Genomic DNA, 18,992 nt, shown 5'->3' with positions numbered 1-18,992 from the left:
ATGCCAAAACTTCACTTAATTTCACTTGGCTGTAACAAAAATTTAGTTGATTCAGAAATAATGCTTGGTAGATTGCAAAACTACGACATTACGGATGATATCAGTGACGCTGACGTCATCATCGTAAATACCTGCGGCTTTATCAAATCCGCCAAAGAAGAGAGCATACAAACCATACTTGAGATGCATGAAGCACGTAAAAATGGCTCTTTATTGGTAGTTACTGGCTGTCTTATGCAACGCTATAAAGATGAGCTTATGAAGGAGCTGCCTGAGGTTGATCTATTTACCGGCGTGGCTGACTATGACAAGATTGATGAGATCATTTTAAAAAAGCAAAATTTATTTAGCCCAGAGACATATCTGCAAGCAAACGAAGAGCGTGTGATAACTGGCTCAAACTACCATGCCTACATCAAAATTTCAGAGGGCTGCAACCAAAAATGCAGCTTTTGCGCGATACCGACATTTAAAGGCAAGCTAAAATCACGATCACTCGAAAATATCGTAAATGAGGTTAAAAATTTAGTCAAAAAAGGCTACTACGATTTTAGCTTTTTATCTCAAGACTCGAGCTCATATATGCGCGATCACGGCATTAGCGATGGGCTAATAAATTTAATAGACGAGATAGAAAAGATAAAGGGCGTAAGAAGTGCTAGGATACTCTACCTCTACCCAAGTACGACCAGCAAGGAGCTAATTGAACGTATCATCGCCTCATCTGTATTTCACAACTACTTTGACATGCCGATCCAGCACATCAGCGAAGATATGCTAAAAATAATGAAGCGTGGAAGCGGTGCAAAAAAGATAAAAGAGCTTTTAAGTTTAATGAGAAATGCTGACAATTCGTTTTTGCGAACTGGTGTCATCGTGGGTCATCCAGGAGAGAGCGAGGAGAATTTTGAGGAGCTTTGTGAATTTTTAGAAGAGTTTAAATTCGATAGAATTTCAGCCTTTGCCTACTCAAAGGAGGAGGACACTGCATCTTTTGACATGGAGCAGATTCCAGCCAAGATCATCTCAAAAAGGCTAAGCAAGATAGAAAAGATAACCAAAAAATCTATCAACGAAAGCCTACAAAAAGAGATCTGCAAAGAAATTTTTGCATCCCTTGAGGGCATCAGCAGCGAGGGCGAGATGTTTTACGCAGCTAAAAAAGATATCTGGGACAAAGATATAGACGGCGAAATATTGATCAATGAAAGCGATGTCAAAGAGCTTGAGATAGGCTCGCTCTATCTTTGTGAAGTAAGCGATGTGGTCGATCAAAAACTAGTCGCACGAATCATCAAAAAAGTAAAATGATAAGCAAAAATGTGCGAGAAAGACTGGGTCTTGGTACAAACCTACTTGCCTTCTCGCACGGTATAGACAGCACTGCTCTTTTTTACATTTTAGACGAAACTGGGATCAAATTTGATCTAGCAATGGTTGATTATAATGTGCGAGAGCAAAGCAAAAACGAGATAAAAAGCGCAAAAGAGCTCGCGGATAAATTTGGTAAAAGAATTTATACAAAAAGCGTTTTTTTAGATAAGTCAAATTTTGAAAAACTCGCACGTGATGCAAGATATGAGTTTTTTAGCGAAATTTGCCAAAATTACGGTTATGACAATCTTATCTTAGCCCATCAGTTTGACGATAAATTTGAGTGGTTTTTGATGCAACTTACTAAAGGTGCTGGGCTAAAAGAGCTCTTTGGCATGAGTGAGCTTGAAAAAAGAAAGCACTTTTGGCTAGTTAGGCCGCTTTTAAGTTTACGCAAAAAAGAGCTTCAAAATTATCTTGATGAGAGAAATTTACGCTATTTTATCGATGAGACAAATTTAAAAGGCGAGTTTAAAAGAAGCTTCGTAAGGGTAAATTTTAGCGAACCGTTTTTAGATAATTATTTTAATGGCGTAAAAAAAAGCTTTGAGTTTTTAGAAGCCGATAAACAAATTTTAATGCCAAATATCACAAAAATAAGCGATGAAATTTTTATCATAAAAAATGATAGCAATGTGATACGAGGCGTTGATGTAGTCGCAAAAGGACTAAATGTGCTCCTAAGCAAAGCTCAAAAAGACGAACTAGATAAAAATTTAAACAAGCAAACAAGCGTGGTTCTAAGCGGCAAGATTGCTATTGGCTACGCTGGTGAGCAAGTCCTAGTGACGCCATTTCGCAAAGCCGTAATGCCAAAAATTTTTAAAGAAAAAGCCAGAATCCACAAAATCCCAGCTATCAATAGAGCTTATCTTTTTACTATAAATTTTGATTTATCAGAGTTAAAATTTTAATCAAGTAATTCTAAAAACAATAGATAAAGAAATTTTGGCTTTGGTCTTGATCTCAAGAAAAAGCCAAAATTTAATTAAAATAAGCTATTTACGCTTTCATTGTGATATACACGGCGTATCACTTCGCCAAATAAAGAAGCAGCACTTAGCACTTTTATACAAGGTAGCTCCTCTGCTAGAGGGATCGTATCTGTTACCACCAACTCATCCAAAAAGCCTAGTCTTAGCCTATCGTAAGCTGGCCCACTAAGGACTGGATGCGTGCAAAATGCCATAACGCTAGTTGCGCCACGCTCTTTAAAAATTTCAGCTGCTTTTACGATCGTGCCAGCCGTATCGATCATATCATCAACTAAAATCACATCTTTACCATTTACGTCGCCGATTATATTCATCACTTCGCTCTCGTTTGCTTTTTCGCGGCGCTTATCTACGATAACCATGTCAAGATTTAGATTTTTAGCTAAGGCTCTAGCACGAGCAACGCCACCTACATCAGGGCTTGCAACGATTGGATTTGGTAAATTTTTAGCTCTTACGTAGTCATTAAAAATAATACTTCCATAAAGGTTATCAACCGGAATATCAAAAAATCCTTGAATTTGCCCTGCATGAAGATCCATGGTGACGACCCTATCGATACCTGCTGTTTGCATCATGTTTGCCACTAGTTTTGCAGTGATCGGTACTCTAGGAGCTGCTTTTCTATCTTGTCTAGCATAGCCGAAATACGGCACAATCGCTGTTATAGAGCTTGCACTACTGCGTCTTAAAGCGTCAGTTAAAATAAGTAGCTCCATTAAATTTGTATTTGTCGGTGCACATGTTGGCTGAATGACAAAAACATCTTTTCCGCGCACGCTCTCGCCGATTTGCACGCTGATCTCTCCATCGCTAAATCTTTTTATGCTTGCCTCGCTAAGAGGAAGTGAAAGATATTGCGAAATTTTCTTTGAAAGCTCAATATTAGCCGTTCCTGAGAAAATTTTATAGCCTCTCATAATGATAACCCTTTTAGTGATTTTTATGTTGGGATTTTATCAAAACGAGCTTTAATTTAAATTTATTCTTTTTAGGACTATTTTATAGCCCTAGTTTAATTCTTATCACCACAATCAAAAATTTGAGCTTTAATTTTACAAACCTTAAAATTTAAACAAGTATAAAAAATATAAGATAAATAAGAATATTTTTTTATTTATAAACATTATAGGACTACAATCACAACATGTTTAAAGCTTATAGAATTTATGATTTTATCAAAGATGATAGTTTGGATATGAAGGCGGCTTTTGTTGATAGACTCTATCCAAGAGGCATAAGAAAAGAGATATTTTCAAATTTCCTTTGGTTAAAAGATATCACACCAAGCACTGCTTTAAGAGAGTGGTTTCATGAAGATAGAGAAGCCAGATTTGATGAGTTTTGTGAGAAATTTGAGCTCGAGCTTGATAATGAAAAAGCGCAATCTTGCTTTAAAATGCTAAAAAAACTAGAAAAAGAGCATGGCGATATAGCACTTCTAACAGCTAGCAAAGATATAAATCTTTGCCATATCGTTGTGTTATTAAAAATTTTAAATAAGTAGTTTGCCAGCCTATTTTGCAAGAGTGCCAAGTATCTTTTCAAACTGCACACCATACCATGTGCGGCTCTTATCTTTTAGCGTGATTTTAATGCTGCTAAGCACAAAGTTTGCTGCCTTTTTGATGGCATTTTGCATGCTTTCGCCATTTACTAGCGAGCCAAAAAGCACAGAAGCAAATATATCTCCAGTTCCACTCGTGTGAAATGGCAAAAATTCGTGAAAATACTCTACCTTCTCTTTTGTCTTTGTGTCGTAAGCTATGATGCCACATTCATTTTGCTTGTATCTAATGCCCTTTAGCACAATCTTTCTAACTCCAAAGCTAGCTAAGCCTTCAAGCAACTCTAAAATATAATCTTGCTTATAGTCACTGCCTAAAAACGGCATCCCGCACATAAAGCTTGCTTCAGTTATATTTGGCGTGATGACGTGAGCCTTTGTGCAAAGCTCACGCATTTTCATAACAAATTTTTCATCAAATCCATGGTAGAGCTTGCCATTGTCGCCCATGCAAGGATCTACAAGTATTAGTGAAGTAGAGTCATTAAACTCATTAAAAATTTTCTCTATCAGCTCAAGCTGACTAAAGCTACCTAAAAATCCGGTATAAATTCCATCAAATGCGATATTTTCTTTGTGCCATACTCGTGTTATTGCGTCAAATTCATCAGTCAGATCACGAAATGTGAAATTTTTAAAGCCAGTATGAGTCGAAAGTAGCGCAGTAGGCAATATGCACGCCTCAATGCCTTGAGCGCTAATTATTGGAAGTGCAACGGTAAGGGAACATTTACCAACGCACGAGATATCTTGTATTGTAAGGATTCTTTTCATTTATGCTCTTAGTTTGTAAAATTTTACCCCAGCAACATCGGCTAGATAAACCACATCTTGTTGCAAGAGCTTGTTTAAAATTTGCTTTGAGTGCTCTGAGAAATTTTCTTCAACATTTGCGATAGTTTGCGGACGACGCCTTAGCATTTCTAAAATTTCTTCCTCACTAAAGTTATACTTTTGCTCTATTTTGTGAGCTTTAGCTATATTAACCGGTACACCACTTATCTGCTTGGCTAGCTCCTCTAGTTTTTTGGCATCTACACTCTTTACATTATAAGCTGGTGGACGATCTATCGTGCCAATATCCACTCGGTGCGGAGCTATCTCATTTATCGCCACATTAAGTGCTTCAAACTCACTTTTTTTGTCGTTAAATCCAGCCACGACTAAAATTTCAAGCACAAGCTCGCCAGTAAATTCCTTGCGAAATTTAGCCATTGCTTTTATAAGTTCATTTACTTCTATACCACTTTTATTGCGGTCTATCTTTTTAAAAGTGCTTTGCACCGCGCTATCAAGGCTAAATTTCACTATATCAAGCCCATGTAGTGCTTCACAAATTTTTGGGTCACGCACGCCTGAGCCATTACTCAAAATAAGTGTTTTTGCGCCACCTTTTAGCTCATTTACTTTTGCTATCAGCTCTTTTAAGTACGGGTAAAGAGTTGGTTCACCATTTGCTGTAAGCGTGATGACGTCGATGTTTTGATGAGTTTTTAAAGCCTCTTTTAAAGCACTTATGATTTCACTAACACTTGGCGGATTTTCTATCGCATTGACTACTTTAGCGCCACTTAGCTCGCAATAAACACAGTCAAAATTACATGATTTTTGTTTAGGGCTTAGATCTATACCAAGGCTCATGCCAAAACGGCGAGAATTTATCGGTCCAAAGACGATGCAAGGCTTGTTACCTTGCACTTTTTGTCTGTACCTGTTTTATAAAATATTTTGCATTCTCGACTGGCACATCAGGCAAAATTCCATGCCCAAGGTTGAAAATATGTGGCACGCCTTTCATCGTGCTTAAAATTTTATTTATGCCCTCATCTATCGCCTTTTTGCTATAAAGCCTTGTTGGCTCCATATTGCCTTGAAGGACGTATCTTGGGCTAAGTTTTTCTTTTGCTAGCTCGATCGGCGTGCTCCAATCAACGCCAAAAACGTCAAATTTTCCTGAAATTTTATCCAGATAGCCACTTATTCCTTTTGGAAAAACGATGACTGGAATTTCTGGAAATTCAGCCTTAACACTATCAACTATTTTATTAATGTAGTTAAATCCAAACTCAAAATAAGCCTGCTCTTCAAGTGCGGCCGCCCAGCTATCAAAAATTTGCACGGCATTTACGCCTGCTCTTATCTGCTCTTTGACGTAAAGGATGAGAGCTTGCGTCACTTTTTCTAAAATTTGATGTAAAAATTCTGGATTTTGATAGAGCATTTTTTTGCAAACTGCATAAGTTTTACTGCCACCACCCTCGATCATATATGTAGCTATCGTCCAAGGTGCGCCACAAAAGCCAATGAGCGCCTTATCTTTGGCTAAATTTGCTCTTGTAAGTTTGATCGTATCATAGACGTATGCTAGATTTTTAGTCGATTTTTCGATACTAAGTGCGTCAAGTGCGGCTTTATCACGCAAAGGCTCTGTAAAAACTGGGCCCTCACCCTTTTCAAAACGTAGATCCATGCCCATTTCAAGAGGCACAACGAGAATGTCGCTAAATAAAATCGCCGCATCAACGCCAAGAATTTCAACTGGTTGAAGCGTAACTTCGCTAGCCTTTTTGTAGTCTTTGCAAAGAGATAAAAAATCCCCTGCTTGCGCGCGTACTCGCATATACTCTGGCAAATATCTACCGGCTTGGCGCATCATCCAAACAGGCGTATAAGGGGTAGGTTTTTTAAGACAAGCGTCTATAAAAATCATTAAATTTCCTTTAAATTTTTAAAGGTATATTACCTAAAAATAGCTAAAGAAAAGATGTAGGGGAAATTTTAAGCGTAAAAACGCTTAAAATTTTAGTGATCTCCCTTGTGAAGGAAGTAAAGTCCAAGGCAAAGTGCAAGGATAGAAGCCGCAAGATATGCCATCTCAAGCGGAGTTGTGAAGTTTGCGTGAAGCACCCTTTGGAAGAAATTTACGATTAAGACCATGACGATCACTTTGCCAAGCTTGTCTTTTAGCTCATCAAGCGAATGCACTTCAAGCACCTTGCTCTGCTTTGACTGCTTTAGCTGTGTGATCTCTGAGATGAAAAGCTCGTAAATTCCGAAGCTAAATATATAAAGAACAAGCGCCATCAAGTATAGATCGATCGCTCCAACTATCTCGCCAACGACTTCTGAGTGAAAATTTTCAACGTGAAAATCTGCGGCGAAGAAATATCTATAAACCTCTAAAAGCACCTTTCCAACATCATAACTTGCGATAACAAAAAGCACGATCGCACCTAAAAGTCCAAAAATTACTGGAAAAAGTGTAAAGCTGTTGCTTGCAAGCAAAATTTTTTCAAATATCTTACGCAATAAAAATCCTTTTTATTTACTCTTGCATCGCGATCCACTTTTGCGCGATCCTGACAGCATTTGTCGCAGCCCCTACGCGGATCTGATCAGCGCTGCACCAAAGATGAAGCACATTAGGTCTGTAATTATCAACTCTGATCCTACCGACATAAGTCTCATTTGTATCACTTGAAATGATAGGCATTGGATACTCTTTATTTGCTGGATTATCGACTACAACGACGCTTGGAGCTTTGCTTAAAATTTCTCTTGCTGCATCCGCACTTACATCCTTATCAAAGTGGATAGTGATCGCCTCTGAGTGGCTTCTAAGCACTGGCACACGCACACAGGTAGCGCTAACTTCTATATCTTTGTGAAGAATTTTTTGCGTCTCATTGACCATTTTCATCTCTTCTTTTGTGTAGTCATTGTCCAAAAAGACGTCGATGTGAGGGATCACATTTAGTGCTAGGCGGTGTGCAAATACCTTTGGCTCACACTCATCAAGCTTAAACTCAAAGAATTTTTGCATCTGAACAACAAGCTCTTCCATACCCTCTTTGCCAGCACCGCTTGCTGCTTGGTATGTAGAGACATCAACTCTATTGATACTAAAAGCGTCGTTTAGTGGTTTTAAAATTTGCACCATTTGGATAGTCGAGCAGTTTGGATTTGCGATGATGCCGCGGTTTTTCCACATAGCAATGTCGCTTGGATTGCACTCTGGCACAACAAGAGGGATATCTTTATCCATCCTAAAATGGCTGGTGTTATCGATGACTACTGCGCCACTATCAGCTGCAAATTTGGCAAATTTTTCTGAGACTGAGCCACCAGCACTAAAAAATGCGATATCTATCTCGTGCTCGCTAAAAACCTTTTCGGTTAGCTCTTTTACCTTGTAATATTTGCCATTAAATTCGATCTCGCTGCCAGCACTTTTTGCGCTAGCAAGCGGCAAAAGCTCTCCAACTGGAAACTCAACCTCTTCCATCACTCTAAAAAGCTCTTCGCCGACCGCTCCAGTAGCACCAATGACTGCTACGTTAAATTTTCTCATCTGCTCTCCTTATTTTTTTAATTTTCGTAATTTTACTTAAATTTATGGCTATTTTTTGCTTCTGGCTTGTAAAAATAGATCATTTGGCAAAATTTCATCACCCTCGCTTAGTATCGCCGCTCTTTGCACGACTGAAATGAGCTCTCTTATGTTGCCTGGATAGTCGTAGCTCAAAAGCTCTTCTTTTGCCGCTTTTGAGAAATTTTTAGCCTCAAAGCCATACTCTTTGCAGCATTTTTCTAAAGCATCCTGCGCGATAGGTAAAATTTCGTCTTTTCGCTCGCGAAGTGGCGGTATAAAAAGTGGGATCGTGTTTAGGCGATAAAAAAGATCCTCTCTAAATCTGCCCTCTTTCATAGCAAGCTCTAAATTTGCGTTTGTAGCGCAGATGATGCGAACGTCGATCTTTTCGCTCTTTGTAGCGCCAAGTCTTGTTATCTCTCGCTCCTGCAAGGCACGAAGCAATTTTGGCTGTAAATTTATAGGCATCTCGCCGATCTCATCTAAAAATAGCGTTCCGCCATTTGCTAGCTCAAACTGCCCTTTTTTGGTAGTCGCAGCGTCAGTAAATGCACCCTTTTCAAAGCCAAAAAGCTCACTTTCTATCAAATTTTCAGGGATCGCAGCCATATTTAAAGCGACAAATGCCGCATCTTTTCTAGGTGAGTTTGCGTGGATAAATTTAGCAAAGATCTCCTTGCCAACGCCACTTTCACCACTAAGCATTATTGAAGCATCAGTCCTTGCAGCTTTTAGCGCGATATTTAGTGTCGCTTCAAGAGCTTTTGAAGTGGCTAAAAAGCCGTTATTTTCACTTTTTGTTTCTATTTTTTTTATGGTTTTTGGAGTCTTTTGCTTTAGTGTCCGCACCCTTTTTATCGCCTCGTAAAGCGTTGAGACGTCAAATGGCTTTGTTAAAAAGTCCTTCACGCCGAGCCTAACACTCTCGATCGCCTTGTTGAGTGTGGCGTTTCCAGTCATTATGATGACGTCAAATTTGCCGTTTAACTCTTTAATGAACTCAAGTCCGTCCATCTTTGGCATGTTTATGTCGGTGATGATTAGATCAGTGTCGTCGCTTAGCTTTTTTAGAGCTTCAACTGCGCTCTTGTAACTCTTGATGTTTAGCTCTTCATACTCGCCAAGTGCGATCTCAAGCGACTTTCGCATATTGATGTCATCTTCTACTATGACGATATTCATTTGATCTCTTTTTTATTGAAGTGTGCCGATGATAGCGGATTTTGGCTTAAATTCCACCATAAATCTAACTGGCAAAATTTTCAAATTTGAAGCGTTTGAGATCTGCACATTTTTGACATTAAGCTCATTTTTTATCATCACTTTTTTTAAGGCAAAGCAGTCAAAAATTTCATCTTTATGTAAATTTAAAAAGCCAAGGGCTGTGGTATTTTCATCTTTAAAAGCGTCTATCTGGCAAAGAAATTTTGGTTTTGGATTTGGTGTTAAAGTCATCGCCTTTGAAAATGAAATTTCTTCAAAGGCAACTATTTGATTTTTCGTATCGACCTTCGCCCAGAAGATAAATTCTTCCAAGCAAAAGGCAAAATTTAAAAGTATCGTTAGTAAGAAAAGACTTCTCGCCACTTATCTTCGTCTATCTTAAGCTCCATATTTACCTTATAAAGCCCGTCTTTGAAATTTTCATTCACGATCCTTGCGTTTTTGACAAGACCTTGAACCTTTGAAGTGATAGATGAGTCGTTTAGCATCGCGTCTCTTACGGTGTCTTCAGCGTTAATCTTTACGCCATAAAGCTTGCCAGCAAGCTGCGAATAAGCATCCGCCATCGCCGCTCTTTTTGCAAGAGTGACTGATTGAGCGTATGAGAGCGAATTTAGCGGAGCTATGCCCTCGCCTGTGGCTCTAAAAGTGGTCTCTTTTGGAGCACTATCATATATCATCTTCTCTTTTTTCATCACCTCTCTAAGATCGTCTTTATCGACCTTTTGGATGACTACGTTGCGGTTTGATGTGCTAGTTGGCTCGCCCATAAAGCCGTTAAATGAGCAACCACCAAAAATAGCGATCATTAAAGCAAAAGATAAAATTTTAACCTTCATAAACAACCTTTTTTATGCTTTTATTTAAAATTTAATAGCAAAATTTATTCCAAAAGCCCCATATCTTCGTTTGGTGCTTCTTCCTCATCCTCGCCATCATCTGCCTTAGGGCATCTTGCGATACTTACAACATCATCGCCATCGACATTTACGACGATCACACCGCTTGTATTACGTCCTGCTTTTCGGATGGTTTGCATATCAACTCTGATCATCTTGCCGCTTGATGTCAGAGCCATTAGATCTTGCTCTTCATCAACCATCACAACGCCCACAAGATCGCCTGTTCTACTTGTTAGCTTCATGCAGATGACGCCTTTGCCGCCGCGGTTTGTCAAGCGGTACTCATCAGCGGTTGTGCGCTTGCCGATACCTTTTTGAGATATGCTTAAAATTTCTTGATCATTGCTTTCAATTACTGCTGCACCTACGACCTCATCGCCTGGCTCTTTAAATTTAATGCCAGTTACGCCGCGTGCAGTTCTTCCCATTTGGCGAACTTTGCTGATCTTAAATTTAAGACACATACCCTTTTTAGTAACAACAAATAGCATTGTCTCATCGCTTGAGTTTGCATCCTCTTCGGCATTTACATTATCTTCGTCGATCTCGTTTTGAAGCTCTTCAACTTCAAGCACCTCTGTCTCAACGCTTAGCTCATTTTCTGGGTCAGTTACTGGCATATCATCGTATGTTTGAGCGATGAGCGCAGTTACTAGCTCGTCGTTCTCATCAAGACTTATCGCTCTTACACCAACTGAGCGAATGTTTTTAAACTCACTTAAATTTGTGCGTTTTACGATGCCATTTTTAGTAAAGAATGCTAGCGATTTGCTCTCGTCAAAGTCAGTCGTTGGGATGATCGCTTTGATCTTCTCATCAGGCTGCAACTGGATCAAATTTACAACTGCCTTGCCCTTTGCTGTGCGGCTTCCCTCTGGGATCTTATAGACTTTTAGCCAGTATAGCTGTCCGCGGTCAGTCACAAACATAAGCGTATCGTGGGTATTTGAAGTAAAAAAGCTCTCTATAAAGTCATCATCGTATGTCGTGACCGCTACTTTGCCCTTGCCACCGCGTTTTTGCTTCTCATACTGCTTGCTTGGCACACGCTTGATGTAGCCGCGGTGAGTTATGGTTACGACCATATTTTCATTTGGTATGAGATCTTCGATGTCGATATCATCGTAGTCATCAACGATCTCAGTAATTCTTGGTACCTTAAATTTATTTTTGATCTCAAGAAGCTCTTCTTTGATCAAATTTTCAAGCAATGTCTCACTCTTTAAAATTTCATCAAGTCTTGCGATCTCAGCCATAAGCTCGGCTAGCTCGGCCTCTAGTTTTTCTCTCTCTAGGCCTGTAAGCTTGCTTAGACGCATATCAAGGATAGCGTTTGCTTGAAGTTCTGAGAGGTTAAATTTACTCATCAAGCCTTCTCTAGCAACCGCTGTATCAGCACTATTTCTAATAAGCTCGATCACCTCGTCGATATTATCAAGTGCTATCTTTAGACCCTCTAAAATGTGGGCTCTTGCGCGCGCTTTTTCAAGCTCAAATATCGTCCTTCTAATGATAACTGTTTTTCTGTGATTTAAAAATAGCTTAAGTAGCTCGATAAGGTTAAATACCTTTGGCTCTTTGTTATTAATAGCAAGCATAATAACGCCAAAAGTGCTCTCCATCGTGGTTGATTTAAAGAGATTATTTAGCACGATGTCGCTCATAGCGTCGCGTTTTAGCTCAATGACTACGCGGATGCCGTCCTTATCAGACTCATCTCTAACCTCGCTGATGCCCTCTATCTGCTTATCTTTTACAAGCTCAGCGATTTGCTCAATAAGCCTTGCTTTGTTTGTTTGATATGGTAGCTCGTCGATGACGATGACGTCTTTGTTTGGCTTTTTTTCTATGTGAGTTTTGGCTCTTAGTTTGACCCTGCCACGACCTGTGCGGTAGGCTTCTATGATGCCTTTTTTGCCAAAGATGATACCGCCAGTTGGGAAGTCTGGACCTTTTATGAATTCCATCACCTCTTCAAGTGTAGCCTCTTTGTTTTCAAGAAGTAGCAAAAGACCGTCTATTAGCTCATCAAGGCTGTGTGGTGGGATATTTGTCGCCATACCAACCGCAATACCGCTTGAGCCGTTTAGCAATAAATTTGGCACACGGCTTGGAAGTACATCTGGCTCAACCTCTCTATCATCGTAGTTTGGCACGAAATCAACCGTGTCTTTGTCGATATCTTTTAAAAGCTCTTCAGTAAGTATTGTCATTCTAGCTTCTGTATAACGCATCGCAGCTGCGCTGTCGCCATCTATAGAGCCAAAGTTTCCTTGTCCGTCAACTACTGGATAACGCATAGAAAATTTCTGAGCCATACGAACAAGTGCGTCATAAACCGCTGTATCACCATGTGGGTGGTACTTACCGATGACTTCACCGACGATACGAGCTGACTTCATATAGGCACTTCTGCTGCCAACGCCAAGATTATCCATAGCGTATAAAATTCTTCTATGTACTGGCTTTAGTCCGTCTCTAGCGTCAGGCAAAGCACGTCCGACGATGACGCTCATGGAGTAGTCAAGATAGCTAGTTTTTATAGACTCTTCGATATCAACTGATGCGATATCTTGGGTTAATTCAAGTAGATTGTCTTTCATTTTTTTCCTTAAATTTAGCTTGACTGATTTTAGCTTAAAATTAATAAAAACTTGCTAAATAGCAAATCAGCGACTTTGGCAATAGAACTATGAAAATTTTAGTCTAAAATTTTTTCTATCTGCTCTTTTTTAAGAATAAAATCATAGCTAAAAGCATCAACCACGACGCCAGCATAGCTACTCTCTTTTAGCATCGCAAGATACTCTTTTAGACTTATCTCTATGCTTTCTTGCTCGCTGTCATTTCGCCAAAGCTTCATCGCCTCTTTGCTTGTAAATGCCGGAAAATAGCTAAGCTTCTCGCCCTCATCTTCAAGTAGGATAAATTTGATATTTGAGCCCTCCTCCTCATAAACTACGCCACCATCAGGCTTTGCGAGCGCTTGGTTTAAAAGCACCGGAGCAAAAAAGGTAGCTTTTTTTAAAGCCGCTATCAAATTTATCTCATTTTGCTGGCAAGGATCATTTAAAAATTTATCCATCGCTTCTTGCATTTTAGCCCCTAAAAGCCTCGTCTACAGCCTGGCAGATCGTGTGAATAAAAAATATGTGCGACTCTTGTATCCTTGCAGTATCGCTTGAGCTAACGACTAAATTTAGATCACAATCCTCATTCATAGCGCCACCACCTTTGCCGCTAAGTCCAAGCACTGATGCGCCCATTTTCTTGGCACTTTTTATAGCTTCAAGGACGTTTTTGCTGTTGCCACTTGTTGAGATCGCCACGAGCAAGTCACCAGAGCGAGCTAAAGCCTCAAACTGACGTGAAAATACATAGTCAAAGCCGTAGTCGTTACCAATGGCCGTAAGTGCCGAAGTATCAGTGGTTAGCGCGATACCAGGTAGTGGCTGGCGCTCGCTTTTATATCTGCCAGTTAGCTCGGCTGCAAAGTGCTGAGCATCCGCCGCAGAGCCACCATTGCCGCATATTAGCACCTTTTTGCCATTTTTTAGCGTATCAGCTACCATCTGGCAAGCGCGCTCTAGGCTATCAAGTAAATTTACATGCTCGCTAAAGGTCTTTTGGTGAGCCTCGAGTTCATTTTTTATCATTGTTTTTAGCATCTTTTATCCTTTTTATTATCCCTGTTGTGCTTTTGCCCTCGACAAAGTCAATTAGCCTGACCTCTTTTACGATCTCACTGCCAACGACCTCTTTGTCTTTATAATCAGCCCCTTTTACAAGCACGTCAGGCTTTATCTTTGTTATCAAATTTAATGGCGTATCCTCGTCAAATATCACGACATAATCGACAAACCCAAGCCCACTTAGCACGCAGGCTCTATCATCTTGTGAGTTTATAGGTCTTGCCTCGCCTTTTAGCCTCTTAACTGAAGCGTCAGAATTTAGCCCGACAACTAAAAGATCGCCAAGCTCTCTTGCACGGGCTAGGTATTTTACGTGCCCAGCGTGCAAGATATCAAAGCAGCCATTTGTGAAAACGACCTTTTTCTTGCCCTTTTGGCTCAAAATTTCTTCTAGCTCCTCAACGCTTTTAAGCTTGTGCTCGAAATTTGCCCCAAATGAGCTATTTAGCAGCTGCTCGATCTCGCTAAAGCTAGCCGTTGCGCTACCTATCTTAGCCACGACGACGGCTGCTGCAAGGTTTGCTATCTTTATCGCCTCTTTTATATCAGCCCCGTTTGCTAGCATGTAGCCAAGTGTAGCTAGCACCGTATCCCCAGCGCCAGTGACGTCAAAGACCTCTTTTGCTTTGGCGGCAAAGATGTGTAGCCTGTCATCATATAGCGCGATGCCCTCTTCTGAGATCGTGATAATCGAATAGGTCAAATTTAGCTCGTCTTTTAGCTGTTTTATCGCCTTTTCAAGCTCAGCTTTGTCTTTTATCTTTAAATTTGTAGCCTCGCTCGCCTCTTTTTTATTTGGCGTTAGAAGAGTTGCGTTTTTGTATTTTGAGTAGTCAATACCTTTTGGATCGATAAGTACTGGGATCTTTAGCTTCACGCACTCGTTTATTATCTCTTGGCAGACCTTTTCGCTAAGCACGCCTTTGCCGTAGTCACTTAGCAAGACAGCCTTAAAATTTGCAAGATTTTCTTTGACTTTTAAGACGAGCTCATCTTCTAAATTTATCTTGACAACACTCTCTTTATCGATCCTGACAACTTGCTGGTGAGATGCCATGATGCGGCTTTTTATCGAGCTTTCACGCCCTTTTTCGGTGAGGATCAGCTCATCTTTTACATTTATCTCAGCAAGCTTCTCTTTTATCTTTTTGCCAGCCTCATCATCGCCTAAGACGCTAGCCACACTCACATTTGCGCCAAGGGAAAGCAAATTTCTTACCACGTTGCCAGCGCCACCAAGCGTGTAGGTTTCGTTATTTATCTTTACCACCTGCACCGGTGCTTCAGGTGAGATGCGGTCGCAGCTGCCCCAGATATAGTGATCCAGCATGAGATCACCAACGACTAAAATTTTAACTCTCTTAGCCATTTAGCTCTTCCTTATAAATTCTCTTTATCTCTGGCAAGTAGTCTTTTATCGCCTCTTCTAAGCTCCAAGTCGCGCTAAAGCCAAATGCCTCGCGAGCTGGGGCCACGTCGGCCTCTGTGTGAAACTGATATGAGCCGATAAATGGGTTTTTGATGTATTCGTTGCCTAAATTTACGCCGATCTCATGCTGCAAGATGTCAGCGATATCTTGAAAGCTCCTTGCTTTGCCAGTAGCTGCGTTATAGACGCCACTTGGCGCGTCAAGTGCTTTTATATTTGCATCAATGATATCTTTTATGTAAACAAAGTCACGTTTGATCTGGTCGCTGCCTTCAAAGAGTCTTGGAGTCTTGCCAGCTAAAATTTGTAAGCCAAACTGAAGTACCATCGAAGCGGTTTTATTTTTGAAAAACTCACCCTTGCCAAAGACGTTAAAATACCTCAGCCCAACCACGCTCACGCCACGCTTTGCGTAAATTTTATTGATATTATCCATGCTTAGTTTGCTAAAGCCATAAACGTTATTTGGCGCTTCGCATTCACCAACGGTTTGTGGGCTCTTTGCGTTGCCATAAGTGGCGCCTGAGCTAGCGTAAATCATCTTTGCGCCCAAACTCTCGCAGATATCAAGCAAATTTACAAAGGCGTTTACATTTGTTTTTATTAGCTCGTCTTGCTCTTTTACGGTCGTATCTGAGATCGCTGCCTCGTGGTAGATGACGTCTGGGCGAAAGCTCTTTATCTTTTCAAGCGTGCTAGAATCGTTGATGTCGCCGGCGTAAATTTCACCCTTAAAGCCTAGTAAATTTTTAAAATGACCAAAGCTTTTTAGGTTGCCGTTGCTAAATGTCTCGTCGTTTCTAAATTTATCCACGACAAGCACGTGAGCATCTTTAAAATTTTCGTCAAAATAATGCGCCAAGGCTGAGCCGATAAAGCCAGCGCCACCAGTTATAACTATCTTTTTTCCATTTAAATTCATAGTGATTTTTCCTTTTTTAGCTTATTTAAAACATCTTTTACATTTTTAAAATTTATCCCATCAAGCAAGAAATTTCTACCAACCCCTGCCCTTTTGCCAGCCTCAACGTCGCTTGACTTATCGCCTATCATGAGCGAGTTTTTAATATCTATATTAAACTCTTTGCAAGCATCAAGTATCATCTTTGGATTTGGTTTTCTACAAGCGCAATCCATCTCTGGGGCATGTGGGCAAAAGTAGATTTTGGTGATAAAAATTTGCTCTTTTTTGAAAATTTCTAGCATAAATTTAGTTAGAGTCTCAAACTGCTCCTGCGTGTAGTAGCCTCTTCCGATACCTGATTGATTTGTCACGACAAAGAGCTTGTAGCCAGCCTTGGCAAATTCTCTTAACGCATCAAAAATGCCATCGATAAATTTAAAATCTTTTATCTCGTAAACATATCCAGCATCTTCGTTTATTACGCCGTCTCGATCTAGAAAAAGTGCTTTAATAGGCTCATTTTTATTCATTTGGTGATTATAGCCAAAATATTTTAACTAGCTTCTTGCGAATTTACCTTTTTGTACTATAATGCATAAACTTTTTTACAAAGGATGAAAAATGAAAAAATTACTAATTGTTTCTAGCGTTGCGGCTCTACTTTCAACTGCTGCCTTTGCTGCAGATGGTGCTGCTATCTACAAAAAATGCATCGCCTGTCATGGTGCAAAAGCTGAAAAAATGTTTAATAATAAAGTTCCAGCTTTAACATCTCTTGATGCAGCAGCTATCGAAGAGGCACTAAAGGGTTATAAAACAGGAGCAAATAAATTTGGTCTTGGCGCTATGATGAAACCAATCGCTACTCCAATGAGCGACGAAGATGTAAAAGCAGTAGCTGAATACATCCAAACTTTAAAATAATAATTAGGGGCATTCGCCCCTCCTGCATTTTTAAATTTATACTAATAATCCATAAAACATATAGTAGATGGGAATTTCTCTTTTTATATTTAAAAGTTATGAAACCTATTTTTACTAATCTTTCTTTTTACATATTAAAACAAAACTATTCTAGTCTTCAAAGCCATAAAACAACGCTTAGAGATAGCTAAAGGCTCGCAAACTCTTTACTGAAACAAAAGACGACCAAGTGCTTCGTATGGCTTACTACTGGGTATCTCGAGGGGCTTATGATAACTGCAAAGACCTACCCTTAAACAAGTGCCCCATAACTCATCTAAACCACGATACAGCAAATAGTATGTGGTGGGCTGTAAGAAACCATCTAGGATATAAGGGAGAAAACAACACTCACGGACTATACGTATTACGCCATACAGTGGCTTCTAGGTTAGTGAGTTTAAAGGGATTTAATGCTCATAAACTGATGGCTTTTATGGGTCATACAGATATCAAAAGTAGCCTACACTACGTTCATCTCAATGTTGATGATATACGTGACGGTATGGGAGTTGGCGTTTAGTTTTTAGATGATAAAGATATGAGGCATTTGGTTGCGGAGGACGGATTTGAACCGCCGACCTTCGGGTTATGAGCGTTAAGGACTTATTTTATGTTATAATGTTTGCAAAGGATAGTTATGGAAAATAAGAATTTATGGGAGTTTTTAAAAATTAAACTCGATTTCTTAAAGCCTTTTCTTACCACGCTTTTACTTTTAGATGCTGGTTTAATAGGTTTTATCTTTCTTAATTTTGATAAAAATGGGTTTATTTTAAATTTTTGCTCTACCATTGCAATCTTTTTGGTAAGTATTTTATTTTGTTATCTTTTAAAAGCATGTTTAGACGTATTAAAAGAAATGAAAGGATTATTATAATGTCAATATTTGGTTTATTCTTAATAGTTGTTTTTGCTGTTTTAGTAACTTGGGCTGGTGTAAAAATATCTAAGGTTTGATCTTGAAAGAAGAATTTACAAAATTTAATCTAGAAGACTATTTAACAACCGATAAACTTAGAAAAGAATATTTAAATCAAGTTTTGGTTTATGGCGATATCGAAGAATTTAAAAGGGCTTTGTTTTATATAGCAAAGTCAAAACCTAGATTTGAAAGCATATTTAAGGTTGTAAATGCTCTTGATATTAAACTTGTTTATGCTTAAAAAATAACTACTTATTTTTCATTATTATTTCTATTTTCTTTTTCTGTTGTATTGGCTGTGGTTTTGGTTTTTCTAAGTATCTGCATAAAACTATATTATCATTCGTTTGATACATCTTTGCCAGGTAGCAATTATTATTTATCTGATCTATTATTTTAAATCTTTTTTCTGAAAATTTTTGGCTTTTAAATTTGTCGCTTCTACTATATGTGATTATCGTATCATTTAATCCGCTTTCCCAAAGATAACTTGAAAAATTTTCATTTTCCACATATAAACTTCCGTCAAATTTAAAATCTACTATAACGTCGTTTCTCATTTTTCCCATTAATAAAATTTTGTTTTTTTCCGGTGTAGTTATTTGCCATTTTCCTAATATATTTGGCTGCCTAAATGTATCGAGT

At 39.2% G+C, this 18,992-nt stretch carries 23 protein-coding genes; 7 read left to right on the top strand and 16 right to left on the bottom strand.

Annotated features, from left to right (window positions below):
• Together rimO and tilS are read left to right on the top strand one after the other, a co-directional pair.
• Complete coding sequence (gene rimO / locus FZ940_RS06190; protein WP_148821926.1) at positions 1-1,311, top strand: 30S ribosomal protein S12 methylthiotransferase RimO; 1,311 nt, start codon at positions 1-3, stop codon at positions 1,309-1,311.
• Complete coding sequence (tilS, locus tag FZ940_RS06185) at positions 1,308-2,288, top strand: tRNA lysidine(34) synthetase TilS (RefSeq protein ID WP_148821925.1); 981 nt, start codon at positions 1,308-1,310, stop codon at positions 2,286-2,288. Before rimO ends, tilS begins: the two co-directional genes overlap by 4 nt.
• 74 nt (positions 2,289-2,362) lie before the next feature.
• On the opposite strand, the gene FZ940_RS06180 is transcribed toward tilS, so the two are convergent.
• Entirely contained in the window at positions 2,363-3,289 is a 927-nt protein-coding gene (locus FZ940_RS06180) for a ribose-phosphate pyrophosphokinase (protein WP_072594149.1), read from the bottom strand.
• A gap of 227 nt (positions 3,290-3,516) precedes the next feature.
• Here FZ940_RS06180 and FZ940_RS06175 point away from each other — a divergent pair, with 227 nt between their 5' ends.
• Complete coding sequence (locus FZ940_RS06175) at positions 3,517-3,876, top strand: DUF488 domain-containing protein (protein ID WP_087579994.1); 360 nt, start codon at positions 3,517-3,519, stop codon at positions 3,874-3,876.
• A 9-nt stretch (positions 3,877-3,885) separates the two neighbouring features.
• Here the strand turns inward: FZ940_RS06175 and FZ940_RS06170 are convergent, their stop codons facing one another.
• The 14 genes from FZ940_RS06170 to gmhB all read right to left on the bottom strand — a co-directional run bounded on the left by FZ940_RS06170 (position 3,886) and on the right by gmhB (position 16,989).
• Positions 3,886-4,710, bottom strand: a complete 825-nt coding sequence (locus tag FZ940_RS06170) for a pyridoxamine kinase (protein ID WP_103589391.1) — start codon at positions 4,708-4,710, stop codon at positions 3,886-3,888.
• Entirely contained in the window at positions 4,711-5,577 is an 867-nt protein-coding gene (locus FZ940_RS06165) for a radical SAM protein (protein WP_148822108.1), read from the bottom strand.
• A gap of 46 nt (positions 5,578-5,623) precedes the next feature.
• Positions 5,624-6,646, bottom strand: coding sequence for a uroporphyrinogen decarboxylase (gene hemE / locus FZ940_RS06160; RefSeq protein ID WP_148821924.1), 1,023 nt, complete (start codon positions 6,644-6,646; stop codon positions 5,624-5,626).
• 92 nt (positions 6,647-6,738) lie between these two features.
• Positions 6,739-7,245 (bottom strand): YqhA family protein, encoded by a 507-nt coding sequence (locus FZ940_RS06155; RefSeq protein ID WP_148821923.1) that lies wholly within the window; start codon positions 7,243-7,245, stop codon positions 6,739-6,741.
• A gap of 16 nt (positions 7,246-7,261) precedes the next feature.
• Complete coding sequence (locus tag FZ940_RS06150; RefSeq protein WP_107691093.1) at positions 7,262-8,287, bottom strand: aspartate-semialdehyde dehydrogenase; 1,026 nt, start codon at positions 8,285-8,287, stop codon at positions 7,262-7,264.
• 48 nt (positions 8,288-8,335) lie between these two features.
• Positions 8,336-9,490, bottom strand: a complete 1,155-nt coding sequence (locus tag FZ940_RS06145; RefSeq protein WP_107784920.1) for a sigma-54-dependent transcriptional regulator — start codon at positions 9,488-9,490, stop codon at positions 8,336-8,338.
• Between the two features lie 12 nt (positions 9,491-9,502).
• Complete coding sequence (locus FZ940_RS06140; protein ID WP_107784921.1) at positions 9,503-9,895, bottom strand: hypothetical protein; 393 nt, start codon at positions 9,893-9,895, stop codon at positions 9,503-9,505.
• Positions 9,871-10,371 carry an LPP20 family lipoprotein gene (locus FZ940_RS06135; protein ID WP_107784922.1) on the bottom strand — a complete coding sequence of 167 codons (501 nt, stop codon included), beginning with the start codon at positions 10,369-10,371 and terminating at the stop codon, positions 9,871-9,873. Before FZ940_RS06135 ends, FZ940_RS06140 begins: the two co-directional genes overlap by 25 nt.
• Positions 10,372-10,415: 44 nt before the next feature.
• Complete coding sequence (gene gyrA, locus FZ940_RS06130) at positions 10,416-13,037, bottom strand: DNA gyrase subunit A (protein ID WP_148821922.1); 2,622 nt, start codon at positions 13,035-13,037, stop codon at positions 10,416-10,418.
• A 98-nt stretch (positions 13,038-13,135) separates the two neighbouring features.
• On the bottom strand, positions 13,136-13,531 hold the full coding sequence (locus tag FZ940_RS06125) for an SseB family protein (RefSeq protein WP_107697794.1): 396 nt from the start codon (positions 13,529-13,531) through the stop codon (positions 13,136-13,138).
• A 1-nt stretch (position 13,532) separates the two neighbouring features.
• Positions 13,533-14,102 carry a D-sedoheptulose 7-phosphate isomerase gene (gene gmhA / locus FZ940_RS06120; RefSeq protein WP_148821921.1) on the bottom strand — a complete coding sequence of 190 codons (570 nt, stop codon included), beginning with the start codon at positions 14,100-14,102 and terminating at the stop codon, positions 13,533-13,535.
• Positions 14,077-15,495 carry a D-glycero-beta-D-manno-heptose-7-phosphate kinase gene (gene rfaE1 / locus FZ940_RS06115; protein ID WP_148821920.1) on the bottom strand — a complete coding sequence of 473 codons (1,419 nt, stop codon included), beginning with the start codon at positions 15,493-15,495 and terminating at the stop codon, positions 14,077-14,079. Before rfaE1 ends, gmhA begins: the two co-directional genes overlap by 26 nt.
• Positions 15,488-16,477 (bottom strand): ADP-glyceromanno-heptose 6-epimerase, encoded by a 990-nt coding sequence (gene rfaD / locus FZ940_RS06110; protein WP_148821919.1) that lies wholly within the window; start codon positions 16,475-16,477, stop codon positions 15,488-15,490. Before rfaD ends, rfaE1 begins: the two co-directional genes overlap by 8 nt.
• On the bottom strand, positions 16,474-16,989 hold the full coding sequence (gmhB, locus tag FZ940_RS06105; protein WP_148821918.1) for a D-glycero-beta-D-manno-heptose 1,7-bisphosphate 7-phosphatase: 516 nt from the start codon (positions 16,987-16,989) through the stop codon (positions 16,474-16,476). The genes rfaD and gmhB overlap by 4 nt, the downstream gene beginning before the upstream one ends.
• A 91-nt stretch (positions 16,990-17,080) precedes the next feature.
• Here gmhB and FZ940_RS06100 point away from each other — a divergent pair, with 91 nt between their 5' ends.
• From FZ940_RS06100 to FZ940_RS06085, 4 genes are all read left to right on the top strand, one after another.
• Entirely contained in the window at positions 17,081-17,383 is a 303-nt protein-coding gene (locus FZ940_RS06100; protein ID WP_103582705.1) for a c-type cytochrome, read from the top strand.
• A 238-nt stretch (positions 17,384-17,621) separates the two neighbouring features.
• Entirely contained in the window at positions 17,622-17,945 is a 324-nt protein-coding gene (locus FZ940_RS06095) for a tyrosine-type recombinase/integrase (protein ID WP_148821917.1), read from the top strand.
• 117 nt (positions 17,946-18,062) lie between these two features.
• Positions 18,063-18,302: a hypothetical protein gene (locus FZ940_RS06090; RefSeq protein ID WP_072594132.1), complete on the top strand. Its 240-nt coding sequence runs from the start codon at positions 18,063-18,065 to the stop codon at positions 18,300-18,302.
• An 82-nt stretch (positions 18,303-18,384) separates the two neighbouring features.
• Entirely contained in the window at positions 18,385-18,588 is a 204-nt protein-coding gene (locus FZ940_RS06085) for a helix-turn-helix domain-containing transcriptional regulator (RefSeq protein WP_148821916.1), read from the top strand.
• Positions 18,589-18,595: 7 nt separating this feature from the next.
• On the opposite strand, the gene FZ940_RS06080 is transcribed toward FZ940_RS06085, so the two are convergent.
• A partial coding sequence (locus FZ940_RS06080) for a hypothetical protein (protein ID WP_222862000.1) occupies positions 18,596-18,992 on the bottom strand: 397 nt, incomplete at its 5' end.

The organism is Campylobacter concisus (assembly GCF_902460415.1).
Taxonomy (GTDB): Bacteria; Campylobacterota; Campylobacteria; order Campylobacterales; family Campylobacteraceae; genus Campylobacter_A; species Campylobacter_A concisus_Y.
This window is presented reverse-complemented; position numbering and strand designations above follow the sequence as displayed.